The 15,047-nt window shown below is 47.2% G+C and carries 13 protein-coding genes; 5 read left to right on the top strand and 8 right to left on the bottom strand.

The genetic code is table 11. The features are described 5' to 3' along the window. Positions 1 to 14: 14 nt before the first annotated feature. On the bottom strand, positions 15 to 1,808 hold the full coding sequence (lepA, locus tag JJU34_RS05610) for a translation elongation factor 4 (protein ID WP_228691348.1): 1,794 nt from the start codon (positions 1,806 to 1,808) through the stop codon (positions 15 to 17). 139 nt (positions 1,809 to 1,947) lie between these two features. Here lepA and JJU34_RS05605 point away from each other — a divergent pair, with 139 nt between their 5' ends. The 3 genes from JJU34_RS05605 (at position 1,948) to JJU34_RS05595 (ending at position 3,729) form a co-directional block, all read left to right on the top strand. Continuing rightward, entirely contained in the window at positions 1,948 to 2,550 is a 603-nt protein-coding gene (locus JJU34_RS05605; RefSeq protein ID WP_228691347.1) for a hypothetical protein, read from the top strand. An 11-nt stretch (positions 2,551 to 2,561) separates the two neighbouring features. Then, positions 2,562 to 3,080, top strand: coding sequence for a DUF4924 family protein (locus JJU34_RS05600; protein ID WP_228691346.1), 519 nt, complete (start codon positions 2,562 to 2,564; stop codon positions 3,078 to 3,080). An 88-nt stretch (positions 3,081 to 3,168) separates the two neighbouring features. Beyond that, the gene (locus JJU34_RS05595; RefSeq protein WP_228691345.1) at positions 3,169 to 3,729 is read left to right on the top strand and encodes a hypothetical protein; all 561 of its coding nucleotides are present in this window, start codon (positions 3,169 to 3,171) and stop codon (positions 3,727 to 3,729) included. Positions 3,730 to 3,784: 55 nt separating this feature from the next. On the opposite strand, the gene JJU34_RS05590 is transcribed toward JJU34_RS05595, so the two are convergent. Then, entirely contained in the window at positions 3,785 to 5,719 is a 1,935-nt protein-coding gene (locus JJU34_RS05590; RefSeq protein WP_228691344.1) for an AAA domain-containing protein, read from the bottom strand. A gap of 61 nt (positions 5,720 to 5,780) precedes the next feature. On the opposite strand from JJU34_RS05590, the gene JJU34_RS05585 reads away from it, so the two are divergent. Both JJU34_RS05585 and JJU34_RS05580 read left to right on the top strand, forming a co-directional pair. After that, complete coding sequence (locus JJU34_RS05585) at positions 5,781 to 6,380, top strand: ACP phosphodiesterase (RefSeq protein WP_228691343.1); 600 nt, start codon at positions 5,781 to 5,783, stop codon at positions 6,378 to 6,380. Next, complete coding sequence (locus JJU34_RS05580) at positions 6,377 to 6,826, top strand: hypothetical protein (protein ID WP_228691342.1); 450 nt, start codon at positions 6,377 to 6,379, stop codon at positions 6,824 to 6,826. Before JJU34_RS05585 ends, JJU34_RS05580 begins: the two co-directional genes overlap by 4 nt. A gap of 41 nt (positions 6,827 to 6,867) precedes the next feature. On the opposite strand, the gene JJU34_RS05575 is transcribed toward JJU34_RS05580, so the two are convergent. The 6 genes from JJU34_RS05575 to JJU34_RS05550 all read right to left on the bottom strand — a co-directional run bounded on the left by JJU34_RS05575 (position 6,868) and on the right by JJU34_RS05550 (position 14,755). Next, positions 6,868 to 7,920, bottom strand: a complete 1,053-nt coding sequence (locus JJU34_RS05575; protein ID WP_228691369.1) for a M42 family metallopeptidase — start codon at positions 7,918 to 7,920, stop codon at positions 6,868 to 6,870. Positions 7,921 to 8,015: 95 nt separating this feature from the next. After that, positions 8,016 to 9,896, bottom strand: a complete 1,881-nt coding sequence (locus JJU34_RS05570; protein WP_228691341.1) for an amidophosphoribosyltransferase — start codon at positions 9,894 to 9,896, stop codon at positions 8,016 to 8,018. Positions 9,897 to 10,074: 178 nt separating this feature from the next. Then, positions 10,075 to 10,881, bottom strand: a complete 807-nt coding sequence (gene murI / locus JJU34_RS05565; RefSeq protein WP_228691368.1) for a glutamate racemase — start codon at positions 10,879 to 10,881, stop codon at positions 10,075 to 10,077. Positions 10,882 to 11,046: 165 nt separating this feature from the next. Continuing rightward, positions 11,047 to 13,191, bottom strand: a complete 2,145-nt coding sequence (gene recQ / locus JJU34_RS05560) for a DNA helicase RecQ (protein WP_228691340.1) — start codon at positions 13,189 to 13,191, stop codon at positions 11,047 to 11,049. A 93-nt stretch (positions 13,192 to 13,284) separates the two neighbouring features. After that, the gene (locus JJU34_RS05555; RefSeq protein ID WP_228691339.1) at positions 13,285 to 13,977 is read right to left on the bottom strand and encodes a T9SS type A sorting domain-containing protein; all 693 of its coding nucleotides are present in this window, start codon (positions 13,975 to 13,977) and stop codon (positions 13,285 to 13,287) included. Between the two features lie 46 nt (positions 13,978 to 14,023). After that, entirely contained in the window at positions 14,024 to 14,755 is a 732-nt protein-coding gene (locus JJU34_RS05550; protein ID WP_228691338.1) for a hypothetical protein, read from the bottom strand. Between the last annotated feature and the right edge of the window lie 292 nt (positions 14,756 to 15,047).

Genomic DNA, 15,047 nt, shown 5'->3' with positions numbered 1-15,047 from the left:
GTTATGCATAACGCTTAGTCCAGTTTAAGTACTGCCATGAATGCCTCCTGAGGCACCTCTACGTTACCGACCTGGCGCATGCGCTTCTTCCCTTTCTTCTGTTTTTCAAGTAGCTTACGCTTACGGGAAATATCACCGCCATAACACTTTGCCAACACGTTTTTACGCATTGCCTTTACAGTTTCCCTGGCAATGATCTTGGAACCTATCGCAGCCTGAATCGCAATCTCAAACATCTGCCTGGGCACAAGTTCTTTGAGTTTTTCGCAAAGCCTCCTTCCCCATTCGTAGGCCTTGTCACGATGCACGATGGCTGAAAGCGCATCCACCGGCTCCCCATTCAGCATGACGTCCAAGCGGACCATGTGGGACTGCCTAAATCCAATCAGCTCATAATCCAGCGACGCATATCCCCGCGAAATGGTTTTTAGCTTATCGAAGAAATCGAATACGATCTCCACCAACGGCATTTCAAACGCCAACTCCACGCGCTCTGCAGTTAGATAAACCTGATTCTTGATCAGCCCTCGCTTATCCATACAAAGCTGGATAACAGGACCCACATACTCCGCAGCCGTGATGATTGAAACCTTCACGAAGGGCTCCTCAATATGCTTGAAGAGATTTGGTTCCGGCATGTCGGAGGGAGCATTGACCACTTTGTATTGGTCATTGTTCATCAGGGCCCTAAACTGCACGGAAGGAACGGTGGTGATCACCGTCATGTCAAATTCCCGCTCCAGACGCTCTTGTATGATCTCCATGTGCAGCATACCCAAAAAACCACAGCGGAACCCAAATCCGAGGGCCGCAGAAGTCTCTGGTTCCCACACCAAAGAGGCATCGTTCAATTGGAGCTTTTCCATAGAGGCCCTTAGTTCCTCAAAATCGGTGGTCTCCACGGGATAGATCCCCGCAAAAACCATGGGTTTGACGTTTTCAAAACCCTGAATACTTGCTGCACAAGGTCGCTTTACATGGGTGATCGTATCCCCCACTTTGACTTCCTTGGCTACTTTTATTCCAGAGACCAAGTAACCAACATTACCGGCTTTCATCGTCTGCTGGGGCTTTTGCTGAATTCCCAATATGCCAATCTCATCCGCTTCGTATTCCTTGCCGGTATTGACGAATTTGATTTTATCCCCTTTGTTCATGGTACCGTTAAAGATGCGGAAGATAACTTCCACGCCTCGGAACGGATTGTACACCGAGTCAAAGATCATAGCCTGGAGGGGTGCCTCTTCGTCTCCTTTGGGTGCGGGAATTCGCTCTACGACGGCATTGAGTATTTCCTCAATCCCCAAACCTTCCTTGCCGGAGGCCAATATGATGTCATCTCGGTCGCAACCTATCAGGTCCATGACCTCGTCTGCAACCACCTCTGGATCTGCTCCTGGAAGGTCAATCTTGTTCAGTACGGGAATGATCTCCAAATCGTGCCCGATCGCCAAGTATAAATTTGAAATGGTCTGTGCCTCCACACCTTGGGAAGCATCCACGATCAGCAGCGCTCCCTCACAGGCAGCGATGGACCGGGAAACCTCGTAAGAAAAATCCACGTGACCGGGGGTATCTATCAGGTTAAGCGTATATTCCTCCCCTTGATAGGTGTATTTCATCTGAATCGCGTGGGACTTGATGGTAATTCCTCTCTCGCGCTCCAGATCCATATTATCCAAAAGCTGATCCTGCATCTCTCGTTCCGTGACCGTGTTGGTAAATTGCAGCAGGCGATCTGCCAAGGTGCTCTTTCCGTGGTCGATGTGGGCGATGATACAGAAGTTTCGTATTCGTTGCATATCCATAATTGGGTGCAAAAATAGTAAATAGTTAGGGTATTAGAATGCTTATAGGCATTATATTCTCACCACAGTGGCTGACTGTCAAACCTAAAAAGCGTTTGCACTGTTTACAATAAAACTTATTTTGCCCTAAATTTGAGACATGCTGTTCAATGCGTTGAAAATTGTTGCCTTTTTGTGTATCCTACTAACCCTGAACCATGGTACTGTGCAGGGAAAGATTGCCAACGACGATGAAAAAGTGGCCATCACTCCCAACCGAACGTTGGAATGGAAAGACTTCAAAACTGTGAAAGTAATCCAAGGAAAAACTAGCATCAATGCCCTTTGTCTAAGCACCTGCGACATCGAGATCCAACAAGTAATCCCCAAAGGAAACTACGTACAACTGAATGTGAAAGCGATCGTAAAGCATCAGAAGGATCTTTCCCAAGTGACCGAAAACTTCCTTACGAACAATACCGACGATACCAAAGCGCAGGTTTTGCACCATGAAAACGGGCATTTTCTCATTGCCCAGATTATTGGCTACCGTATAGTCAAAGATGCTCAGGGGTTTCAGTTTCATCCAAAAAACTACAAAGCACAACTCAATCAGATCATCAACGGGCACTTCCGTTCTTGGAAACAAATGGATCAGCTCTACGATTTGGAGACGACCAAACCTCGGAACCCCGCGATGCAGAAGAAATGGGACGAGTATTTTTCCAAAGAACTCACCAAACTGAAAGCCGCCATCAACTAACTTTATCACACGTGGAATCAATTGCTAAGCAAAAGTTCAGCGAAAGCATCGGTGAATACCTCCTTTACATGTACCAAATGGAAGACCTGATCCGGTCCTACCAGTTCAACCTACCGGAAATAAGACACTATGTGGTCTCCCATTACCCTATTTCGGATGAGGAAAAGGAGAAAACCATGGAATGGTTTGCCGATTTGTGTTTGCAAATGAAAGCGGAAAACATCGAACAGAACGGACACCTTAGCACCGTCCAAAAGCACGTTGACCAGCTTGCAGACCTACATTGGCGATTGTTAAAATCGGACAGGGAGTACTTCGACCTATACCAACACGCCAAACCCCATGTGATCAACCTGGTATTGGGGGCCGGATCAGCGGATCCCGGACATGAAATCCAAGTATGCGTCCATGCGGTATATGGTCTCTTGCTGTGCCGCCTGCACGGCAAACAAGTGCCCGAATCAATAATAGAAGCCACCGCCCACTTTGGAAAAGTCCTCCAATACCTAGATAAAGCCTATATCCGGTAAAAGTTTTTTGGTGAAATCTGGGCACGGTCAATCAGGACTCTTGTAATTAGAAGTATCTTTGCAATGTCTCAGTAGAAACCCTGGTCAAATGCGAACAAACTCCTTTTATTATTTTTCTTGGCTAACTATTGGTATATACTGGATGCATCTCTCCGCATCACTGGCCCAAACCAACGCAAGTGCCGAGGCTTGGATTAATGAGCTGCAGCTTGGCATGCCCCTAGAACCTCTAAAGCCTTCCGTCTACCTAATTACTGGAAAAGAACAGGTGTATCGAAACAATCCCTGGCTGGCACAGAGTTACCTCCGAAACCTAGACCGTGGGATCCTGGAGGCTATTTATGAAGGAACAACCGCCAACTACCTCAATGGACGAAAAGCATCGGACACCAAACTTCATTTTTTCAACGAGCAGGTCTATAAAATCCGATGGACCTTCGAACGTAAGGATCTAGGCAATCCCAAAACACACTTAGAAGACTTTAAGGCTTACTTTATCAAAAAATACGGCAACCCCACACAAGAAATTTCAGGAGACACGTTTATCTGGGAAAAAGCTGGCCAACGTATGCAGCTCTTTGCAGACCATGAATCCTTACAGGTGGAGCTGCGGGACAATGAAATCGAAAAGAAACTTAAAAGCCTCTAATTTTCTTCGTTGCCGCCATCCTATCAACCTGGACGGACGCTGGGCCCACAATTGCTCAGGTTTCGATCCATTCGTATATGCTACTGTAACCAGCTTTTTCATCCACGTAATCCAAAAAGCGTGCGTAAAATGGATGACTCGCCAGCGTGGAACTGTCGCCCACAACGATCAAGCGGCGCTTCGCCCGGGTCAACGCCACATTCATACGGCGAACATCCGACAAAAACCCAATTTCTCCTCCTGCATTACTTCGAACCAGACTGATCAGAATCAGGTCTCTTTCCTGCCCTTGAAAACCATCTATCGTATCAATGGTAAGTATGGATTCCATGGAACGAAGCAACACAAAGGCTTCCTCATCCGCTACCAATTCCTTGAGGTATTCCACTTGGGCACGATAGGGGGAAATCACGCCAACATTCCAACCGTTTTCCTGAAAAACCTTTTTTCCAATCCGTTTTACGAGATCTGTCAGCACCTGGAGCCCAAACCTCCCCTCCTCGTTGTTTCGAGTACTTAACGTTTCTTTATCGGTAAATTCCGTGTATCCACTCCCGGCGGTGTCGATGAATGTCAGGGTGGGCTCATCGCCCAACTGATGGGAGATTGTATTGGGGGCGGCAACCAGTCTGTTTTGATAAAAATACCGGCTGGAAAAACCCATGATCGCTTCGGGCATTCTATATTGGGTCCAAAGCATACAGGAAGCCTCGATTTGTCGGGCTATCACTTTCTCAAAAAGGGTCTCACTCAGTCCCTTTTTTGCGGCCTCTATGGATTTAACGGTTGGGGGCAGTTGGCAGTGATCGCCCGCCATGACCACCTTGTCGCTGATGAGCAACGGTATCCACGTGGCTGGCTCCAGCCCTTGGGAGGCTTCGTCGATAAAAACCACCGGAAAACGCATTCCCTTAAGCGCGGATGAAGCGGCACCCGAAAGCGTCGTTGCAATCACCCGGGCCTGCTGCAATACATCAAATCGAATATAATCCTCCAAATGAGCAATCTCTTCCTTTACCCGGCGGGATTCATCGTACAGGCGCTGCTTCTGGCTTCTTTCCTGTGCGCCAAAATGCCTCTTATATTTACCAGCCTGACGCTTTAGTTCTGCCTGGGATTTTTTGAGCCTTTTCAGATCCTTATAGCTCGGATGACTAGAAATCTTGGCATCTAGGGTCTGATTGATAATTTGGTCGTCCACCCGGGCAGGATGTCCAATTCTCACGGTATCAATCCCCGTATCGGAAAGCTTTTCTACCAACAGATCCACGGCCGCATTGCTGGGAGCGCAAACAAGCACCTGAACGTACCGCTTAAGCACTTCCGAAATCGACGCCACCAAGGTGGTAGTCTTGCCTGTGCCGGGAGGACCGTGAATTACCGCCACATCTTTGGCCCTGTTAACCAAGCAAACTGCTTCAGATTGGCCTTCATTTAACCCAATGGGTTGGTAATTCTGCCCCGCATCCTCCTCAAATTGTGCCTGCTGCTCTCCCAACAGCACACGTTTTAGGGTTGCCAATCTCCCGGTTTCTGCCCGCCATACCGCATTAAGGGTAGACTCCATCTGCCGATAGGTATTCTCATCAAAGAGCAAATCTACGCCAAGTTTCCCCTCGTTAAGCCAGTCAGGTGCATGTTCTACACCCAATGTCAGCATCATCACATCTCCTTTGACATAATTGACCACGCCGTTCAGGCTGTCTTTGGAGCTGTCTCCTTCTCCGGTGTTAGAAAACAAGGCCACCGACTTGCCTGATTGAAAGCCATGTGACAGGGTACTACCGTTTTGGCGGACTTCGATCAGTACCTTATCCGCCAAGCCTGTCCTTACCCGCTGTACCTGAACGGGGTACCAACAGGTTCCCGCCGCTTTTCGTTCTACAATAGACTTGCCCCAAGTGCGCCGTTTAAACTGCTCCAAATCCTCTTTCCATTCCGTTCTTAAAAGATTTTTAACGATTAATAATTCTTCCTGTATATTTGCCATGTTGTTTACTTACCCATCATTCTTGTAATAGCAGTCGCCAAAGTTAATTGTTTTATTCTTTGTGAATTTTCTTGCACACGCATATTTGTCATTTGACCAACCAAAGGTACTGGTGGGCAATTTTATCGGCGATTTTGTAAAAGGAGACCTTACAAAACAGTTCGATGCCGAAATAGTTATTGGGATCAACTTACATCGGGCTATCGACCGATTCACCGATTTACACCCGGTGGTCAAGGAATCTCAGGAACTACTAAAGCCCATTTTTGCTAGGTACTCCTCTGTGATCACGGATATGTTTTTTGATTACTTTTTAGCAAGAAACTGGCCACAGTACCATGCTGTTCCGCTCGAAGTGTACGTAGAGTCGGTATACCAACTGATGGAAGAACATGCGCCCATCCATCCGCCAAAATTCAGGGAAGCCTTCAAATACATGCGAAAAGAAAACTGGCTAGTCGCCTATGGAACTCCTTCCGGAATCCAACGGGCCCTAACGGGCATTTCTTACCGCACCACCTTTAAATCACATTTGGAAAAAGCACCTCTTTACCTAGAAAAACACCACGCCGATTTTGAACGTTGTTTTAATGCATTCTTTCCGGATCTAATCCGGTTTTCGGAAGAAAAATTGCAGGAGCTTAGATCGCAAACCCTATGATACATTGTAGACCAAAAACCAAAACCTATGTTTCGCTTGGTACGATTGTACTGATTTTGACAGTAGGCTTGATATACTTGCTGGTGGACTTTTCCCGTGGTCCGACGTACAGTTTTTGGTTTTACCTGATCGGTTGCACGCTAATAACCGTGGTTTTACTGATGTTGATGGTCAAGATGATGGCGGGATTTAAGTTCATCTCCGCAGGAAACAATGAATTGGTGGTACGCATTCCGATGAAGTCCCTGAAGGCCACCTATTCCATTTCGTCCATTTTGGGCTGGCAGGAAGAAATCATCAAAGCCAACAACCGACAGTTCAAGCAACTAAGCATCCTTTTTGATCGAAATACTTCCTTTTCCATCAGCAATCACGAACACGAGCGATACGAAGAGTTGGTCAAGTACCTCCAACGAAAAATCCCGAAGAAAAAGATCAAATCCTGATTTTCTCCGGGATGCGGTATGAGGGACGGACTGGCGAGAACCTAATGGCTCCAAACAAAGCCGTCAATTTTTTCGAGGCACGCCTTTAATAGGTCTATGCTGGCAGCAATGTCTTCTTTGTGGGCCATTTCGATCACTTGGTGTAAATGGCGGGTGGGAATGGAAATTGCGCCTGCAATCGCGCCTTGCTTTCCCATACGCTGTACACCGGCCGTATCGGTACCGCCAGCTGTAAGAATTTCCGGCTGCCACGGGATGCCTTGCTCGTTGGCTGTTTCTTTCATAAAGGTAACCATACGATAGTCACAGATAGCGGATGCGTCCATGATCTTGATGGCCGTACCCTTGCCCAGTTCGGTGATTTTCTCGTACGGAGATGCTCCAGGCACATCGTAGGCTATCGTGGTGTCCAGTGCAATTCCAAAATCCGGGTTAATTAAGTGCGCCGATACGCTGGCACCCCGTAGACCTACCTCCTCCTGTACCGTAAAAGTGGCATACACGTCGTAGGCAGGATCTTGGAGGGTTCTCAGCGTTTCGAGCAATATGAACACGGCCACCCGATTGTCTATCGACTTACAGTTAACGCAGTCACCCATATCAATCAGCTCCCGCTCTCGGGTAATAGGATCCCCAACCGTCACGTATTTTTCCACCTCTTCCTTCTTCATGCCGAGGTCTATAAAAAAATCGGTAGTTTTTGGAAGCTTTTGCCGCTCCTCCTGTGTCATAACATGAATGGGCTTGCTACCCATTACTCCCATCAGATTCTTCTTACCGTGTACAATCACCCGCTGTGCGGTCAGCGTCTTTGGGTCAAACCCTCCCAGGGTATGAAAACGCAAAAATCCATTCTCATCGATATGCGTTACGATAAACCCTATTTCATCCATGTGGGCTGCTACCATGACACGCTTTTTCTCGGGGTTTCGACTTCCCTCTTTCACGGCAATGATATTCCCCATATTATCTACTTCCACCGTATCTACCAAGGGACTGACCTCCGCCAAAATAAAATCCCTGATCTCCTTTTCAAATCCCGGTGCTCCGGGAAGTTCACAGATTCTCTTTAATAGTCCGACGTTGATACTCATCATTTTTTGGGTGTAATTTCCGGTATGCTTTGTATGAATAGATTGACAAAAAAGGCAGCACATCACTGCCTATCTAATCCCGAGATGGCTATTTCTTAATACGCTCTCACACCTTTTCCTTCCATGTAATTCACAAAGGCTCGGTTCACGACTTTCATACCTCCATGGGTGGGAAAGTTCCCCGTAAAATACCAGTCGCCCAAATGGTCAGGGCAGGATAGGTTGAGATTCGCTACGGTTTGGTAGATCACACTAACCTCCGCCTGAATGGCGTCAGAAGTGATGATTTGTGCTATTTTGTCTGAAATCTCCTGATCGGTAAAGTTGGCGTAGATTTCTTTTACGAAGTTCTCTTCTGCATTCGGGTAAGCGAGGCATTTATCTTTGACCTGATCCAGCACGTAATCCTGACCTCTCTCCCTCAGCAAGGCCACGGCACCGCGAAATGCGATAAATTCCTTCATCTTGGACATGTCTATGCCGTAGCAATCGGGAAACCGAATCTGCGGAGCGGAGGAAACGACGATGATTCGCTTGGGATTCAGCTTGTCCAGAGTGGTCAGGATACTTTTCTCCAAGGTGGTACCCCGGACGATACTGTCATCGATAACCACAATCGTATCCAACCCAGGCCGAATCACCTCGTAGGTGGTATCATACACATTGGATACCATCACATCCCGGTCGTTATCGTTGGTAATAAATGTCCGTAGCTTGACATCCTTGGCCACGAGCTTTTCTACCCGCGGACGGAAGCTCAGCAACTCCTCCAAATCATCCAGATGGGGCTTCCCTTCCAGCAAAACTTCTTTTCGCTTGGCACAGAGGTAATCCTCTAGGCCTTCGATCATTCCATAAAAGGAAGTTTCCGCGGTGTTTGGAATATAGGAAAACACCGTATTCTTGACATCAAAATCTATGGCCTTGAGAATTTGCGGCACCAGCGCTCGTCCGAGCTTCTTTCGTTCCTGATAAATATCCGGATCGGTACCCCGTGAAAAATAAATTCGCTCAAAACTACAGGATTTTTTCTCTTTGGGTGGTAAAATTTCATACTCTCCGTACGTTCCGTCCTTATTGACGATCAACGCGTGGCCGGGCTTAATTTCCTTAATCGCACTGTATTCAACATTAAAGGCCGTTTTAATAGGAGGTTTCTCTGAGGCGATCACGACAATTTCATCGTCTGCATAGTAATATGCCGGCCGAATGCCAATCGGATCACGGACTACAAAACTGGCCCCGTTACCAATCAGTCCCGCCATGGCGTATCCACCGTCAAAATCCCGGCAGCTACGTCGTAGGATTCTCGCCACGTCCAGTTCCTGTTCGATGTATTCGGTAATATCTTTGTTCGGCAATCCCCTGTATTTATCAAAGATTCGCTGATTCTCCTCATCCAAAAAGTGTCCGATCTTCTCCATCACGGTGACGGTGTCGGTCTTTTCCTTTGGGTGCTGTCCTAATTTGACCAGATTCCCAAAAAGCTCCTCCACATTGGTCATGTTGAAGTTTCCTGCCATCACCAGATTTCGGCTTCGCCAGTTATTCTGTCTCAAAAAGGGATGACAGGTTTCGATACTGTTCTCTCCGTGCGTACCGTATCTCAGGTGCCCCAGCCACACTTCCCCGCTAAACGCAATATTTTCTTTGATCCAGTCTGCATCTTCCAGGTTTTCCTGCGTACCTGTCTTCTTGGCCTTTTTAAACTTTTTGGCGATCTTTCCAAATATGCTGGTCACCGCATCCGTCTCCACCGATCGGTATCGGCTGATGTATCGGGTACCTGGGCAAGTATTAATCTTGATGTTGGCCACCCCGGCACCGTCTTGCCCCCTATTGATCTGCTTTTGCATCAACACGTAAAGGCGGTTGGCAGCGTAAAGAGGCGTATTGTATTTATCTATATAGTATTGAAGGGGTTTCCTAAGCCTGATCATGGCTATTCCGCACTCGTGTTTGATCTGATCACTCATAGGTCTGGCGTGAAGTAATATGCATACAAAGGTAACGCATTTTTTTAGAATTAAATTCTAGAAAAAGCACAACATCCTTTATCGAAAAAAAAATCCAAGCACCCTTGGTTGATTTAAAAAAATTTCGCCTACGGAGCTGTACTCCTCCGCGAATAGAATAATCTCGCCGAAAATGCCGCTATTCCCAAAGAGGATACCGTTCGAGCTTGACCGACTTTCCAAAAAACAAGGCGGTGGCATGCTGAAAAGAGGCTGTGAAGTCCGATACCAAAAAGCGATCATCTCCCTTCGGCAGGTCATTCAATAAACCACGGATTTCCAAAAAATGCTTCATCGCCCGTGCTACGATTTCTGAACTGTCAATCACATCTACTTGAAACTCGAAATAGGCATCAATCTGCTTTTTGATTAAGGGATAATGCGTACATCCCAGTACCAATGCCTGTATATCTTTAAAAGCCTCGTGCCCCAAATACGACTGAATGATGGTATCACTCACCTCATCCCGCTGAAAACCCTCCTCGATCATGGGGGCCAGCAAGGGTGTGGCCAACGAATGCAGGGTGATCGCTGCTTGCAGTGCCTCCACCTTTTTAAAATATACGCCGGAGTTTATGGTCTGCTTGGTGCCTATCAGCCCCACACGTTGCCCTGCATGCTGCACACCCAGATATTCCACCACCGGATCAATCACATTAAATACATGGGCCCGAGAAGCTGCATACTCCTTAACCAGTTCAAAGGCCGCTGCAGAAGCCGAATTGCAAGCTATCAGGATCAACTTGCAGCCAGCCTTTAATAGCACATCGGCGATCTTCACCGAGTAGGCCTGTATCGCCGCAGTGCTCTTATCGCCATAGGGCAAATGGGCAGTATCCCCAAAATAAATCAACTGCTCCCCGGGAAGCAATTCCCGAACAGCTTTCGCGACGGTCAACCCACCGATTCCAGAGTCAAAAATACCTATGGGCTGATTGGCATTCATCGCACACATGGCGTGTTTTTCATTTGCAAAGGCTATAAAAAACCCCCAAGCGCCTGGCTTGGGGGCATCTGTGCAAGCAGAGAGTGAAGAATATATTACGAGCTACAAATATACAAAATATTATTACCTCACATAAAACTGCCCACTGAAAATCGTTTGAAGGGTTTATTGCCCCGTTCGTTTTGAATAGGCATGGTGGGCCAGCGCTACCTTTAACTCAAAGTAGCTGTACTTCTCCCCAAAAAACTCCTTTAAGGGCTTTAAGAAACCGGTATCTTGCTTGCGGTATTCTCCCAAAATCTCGTCCACTTCATCCACCGTCAAAAAACTGCCCACCGGTATTTTCCCCTGTTCTATCAGATCAACCAGATGACCTTCTACGGTCTTAGGGCTAAGCGCACGCTCTTGGGCGATTCCCTCCAGATCCAACCCTCGCTCAAAAAATCGGAGGGTTTCAGATACCGTGCCTGCAGGCGCACTTTTGGCAGCCTTCTTGATTGGCTGCGGCATCGGTTTTTTGGGCTTAAGCTGGTTTTCTATGATGTAATTTCGGATAAGACGGAGGAAATCATCCCCGAATCGCTCTGCCTTTAGCTGCCCCACTCCATGAATTCGCCGGAAGGCCATCGCATCCTCTGGATAATGAACTGCCATCTCTACCAGTGTAGCATCGGAAAACACCAGGTAAGGAGGCACGCCCAGCTTTCGGGCAAGGCTAAAACGCAGATTTTTCAACTTCTCAAAGAGACCCTTATCGTAACTATCCTCTCCGACCAGACCTTGCCGGAATTCATCACTCTCCAGCGCAAGCTGAATCTTTTCCTTACTCTTTAACTTGTCCCAAGCTAGTGGACTCAGGGAAAGCACCGGATAGGGATCCCCTACACTTACCAAATATCCCTCCCGTATCAGTGCATTGCCAAGCTTTTTCCAGTAGTCTTCGGATTGGCTTTTTCCGATTCCAAAGACGCTAAGGGATTTGTGGGCTCCTTGAATCTTTGCGGAGGCGGACCCTCTCAGCACCAGAATAACATAGCCCATCCCAAAGCTTTCACCCAAACGGACTACCGCCGAAAGAAACATTTGTGCAGGAACGGTGGCATCGAGCTGCTTTCCCGCTCGAAAACACACGTCACAGTTTCCACAATCCTCACTAGGCTTCTCGCCGAAATAGGTCAACAGGTAACGTCTTCTACAGCTATTTAACTGGCAAAACTGAACCATCTTGGCCAGTTTAGCCTTGGCTACCTCTACGTATTCGGGGCTATCTGCATTTTCGAGCATTCTGGTTAGGGTGACACTATCTCCATAGCTGTAGAACAACAGCGCCTCGCTGGGCAATCCGTCACGTCCCGCTCTGCCTGTTTCCTGATAGTACGACTCAATGCTTTGGGGCATATTCATGTGTACTACAAACCGGACGTTTGACTTGTCTATCCCCATCCCAAATGCGATGGTAGCCACCATGATCTTTACTTCATCCTTGATAAACAGGTCCTGATGCCGGTCCCTAACCTCCTTTTCCAATCCGGCATGGTAAGGAAGCGCACTGAACCCTAAGCCAGCCAACTTTTCCGCAGTGTCTTCCACACTCTTTCGGGAAAGGCAATAGATGATACCAGAATCTTCGGATCGGCCAGAGAGAAATCCCATGAGCTTCTGAAAAGAATCGCTGCGAAGTGCCACCTGATAGGAGATATTGGGACGATCAAAGGAGGAAATAAACCATAAAGGGTCCTTGAGCAGCAGTTTTTCGGCAATATCCTTTCGGGTTTGGGGATCGGCCGTGGCAGTGAGCGCCAGAAAGGGAATATCGGGAAACGCTTCCCGTAGCATGCCAATCTTTAGGTATTCCGGGCGGAAATCATGGCCCCACTGGGACACGCAGTGCGCTTCGTCTACAGCCACCAAGGACAGGTTTGCCTTCTGCAAAAACCCGTTCCAACCGTTAGATCCTGAAAAAAGCCTCTCCGGGGCTACACAAAGCAATTTTACCTTTCCCTGCAGCACCTGCTCGGAGATAAACCGCTGCTCGCTGACGCTCTGGGTGGAATTGATAAAAGCAGCCGGTATACCCAACCCGTTCAGTGCATCTACCTGATCTTTCATCAATGCAATCAGCGGAGAGATGACCAGCGTAAGGCCGGACACCACCATGGCTGGCACTTGGTAACACACCGATTTACCTGCCCCTGTCGGCATCAGGGCGATGCTATCGTGCCCTTGCAGCACCGCCGTTATCACAGCCTCTTGGCTGCCGCGAAACTTATTGTAGCCGAAAAAATCGGTTAATACCTGCAATGGATTCATGCCAAAAACGAATTAGGTGGTAAATGAAAGCCCCAAATTAAAAAAATCCGGCCAATGGAAGAAAGCGCCTTTGGGTTAAAAATAAAGGAAGGCCTATTTTTTAATCACTTTCAGTCGGGTAACTTCCGTTCCCACCGTCAACTCGAGCACATACATGCCCTTGGGCACCTGTTTGATTGCATCTGCCAGCAGACCGTTTAAATGAGGCACATCCGAGGCTATGATTACAGAAGCATGGGAAAAAGAAATCAATCGCGCTTGAATAGCATCGGAATCAGCTATACTGCCCTCGTAGTGTATACGGAAGGCATCTCCGGTAAGCGGATTCGGGAATACCTGCCAAGAGGCTCCCACCAATGCTCGCTTTGGAAGGCGAAGTGGCCGCAGTTCGGTATAGTAGCTACTGCCATCCAGGTCTACCTGCTTGATACGGAGGTAGAGGATTTCCTCCGCGCCGTGCGGAAGGGTGGCGCTGAATCGGTAATGCTGCACCTCTGTGGCATGGCCTGCTGCCGCTACCCTTCCCAAAACCTGAAAATCAGCCAACCCGGTGCGGGAGTATTCCACTTCAAAATGGCTGGACTCCGACTCACTGGCAGTAGACCAATCCGCTACCAGCGACTTTCGGTCGTCAGATAAAGCAACCTCAAATGATAGAAAATCGACGGGGAGGAAGGAGCAAGGTAAAAATTTCCCCTGATTCTCCTCTACCGTTCCAGGTCCGGTTTCTTTTGGGACGGGATAGTTTCCACAGATGTAAACCTTGCCATTTTCTTTGGCTGTCATTGTTGCGTTGCCTTGTACAGAAATATCTTTTTCGACAACTATTGTACTATTCCCTCCAAAATTCACTAGTGCTACCAGCGAGTGAAATACTCTCCTCTACGTTAACTAGTGCATCTCCATAGGTATTGAGTTGATTACTAGACCCTCCCCGAATAACCAACCCACGTGTTTGAAATTCACCCCAGATTTCAACTTTACGGTTCAATCCTTGAATATCAATAACCTCTGAATTAATAAAATTACCTCCAGCCAGTACATTTAAAGTTGTATTGTTATTTATCTTGGTATCATTGGCAGACACCTTCCCTGTTTTATCCCCGGATACATTTAATTGTGTTGGTGTCGCAGACGGTCCCCCCGGTCCTTGGTTTAAAATCAATTCACCATTGACTCGTATCTCAGCTCCATTATTGGTAATAAACTCAATTGACCGCCCTGCCGCAATCGTTACATTTTGATCAAAAATCAGCAAACCGTCGGCACCCTCCGCTGTGATGCTTACAAAATTCCCACCAAATGTTCTGTTTCCAGGCACATTCATTGGATGTCGAATAATCACTGACACAGGACATGCATTCGCGTTGGGCGAGAAGGGTGGCGAGAGAGAGGTGCTGTTTGTACACCCTAACACGTTGACTTTAGTCCAGCAAGCAGGGTTCGTCCATTCAGTGCAACCCCCACCAACGGTCGTATAGGTTTGCGCAGAGAGATCCGACCCAAAAAAAAGGAACAGTGGAATCAGGTAAAAATAAATGGTGTTTTTTGCTATTTGGATCATTTTTAATGCATTTCAACCCATAAAAACGAAAGTAGCGAGAAATCACGAAACTAAAAAATATGGCTTTTAGCGAAGCACTAAGCCAATTAATATTATAATAAATGCCAAGCAATAAATAAACACTATTTAATACCAGATCAATTACAAAAATGACAAAAACCAGCTTGAAAAAAATCGGTAGACGATCCGCATTTTTTTTCTCCTTACAGCTAATTCTCCATAAAAATCGGTTTTTGTACCCTGTCACTACTGCTTTCCTTCAACTACGTGGCTGCTAATAGAAAAACCAAGA

Source organism: Lunatimonas sp. (genome assembly GCF_020832325.1).
In the GTDB taxonomy this organism is placed as follows: Bacteria; Bacteroidota; Bacteroidia; order Cytophagales; family Cyclobacteriaceae; genus Lunatimonas.
Note: the sequence above shows the minus strand (reverse complement) of the source record. Positions and strands in the feature narration are given on the sequence as shown.

Bases quoted from the DNA above. Each gene is read 5' to 3' on its own strand.
- JJU34_RS05590 (WP_228691344.1), bottom strand. From the start codon at position 5,719: ATGGCAAATATACAGGAAGAATTATTAATCGTTAAAAATCTTTTAAGA.
- JJU34_RS05570 (WP_228691341.1), bottom strand. From the start codon at position 9,896: ATGAGTGATCAGATCAAACACGAGTGCGGAATAGCCATGATCAGGCTT.
- JJU34_RS05555 (WP_228691339.1), bottom strand. From the start codon at position 13,977: ATGACAGCCAAAGAAAATGGCAAGGTTTACATCTGTGGAAACTATCCC.
- JJU34_RS05575 (WP_228691369.1), bottom strand. From the start codon at position 7,920: ATGAGTATCAACGTCGGACTATTAAAGAGAATCTGTGAACTTCCCGGA.
- JJU34_RS05595 (WP_228691345.1), top strand. From the start codon at position 3,169: ATGCGAACAAACTCCTTTTATTATTTTTCTTGGCTAACTATTGGTATA.
- JJU34_RS05605 (WP_228691347.1), top strand. From the start codon at position 1,948: ATGCTGTTCAATGCGTTGAAAATTGTTGCCTTTTTGTGTATCCTACTA.
- murI (WP_228691368.1), bottom strand. From the start codon at position 10,881: ATGAATGCCAATCAGCCCATAGGTATTTTTGACTCTGGAATCGGTGGG.
- recQ (WP_228691340.1), bottom strand. From the start codon at position 13,191: ATGAATCCATTGCAGGTATTAACCGATTTTTTCGGCTACAATAAGTTT.
- lepA (WP_228691348.1), bottom strand. From the start codon at position 1,808: ATGGATATGCAACGAATACGAAACTTCTGTATCATCGCCCACATCGAC.
- JJU34_RS05550 (WP_228691338.1), bottom strand. From the start codon at position 14,755: ATGATCCAAATAGCAAAAAACACCATTTATTTTTACCTGATTCCACTG.
- JJU34_RS05580 (WP_228691342.1), top strand. From the start codon at position 6,377: ATGATACATTGTAGACCAAAAACCAAAACCTATGTTTCGCTTGGTACG.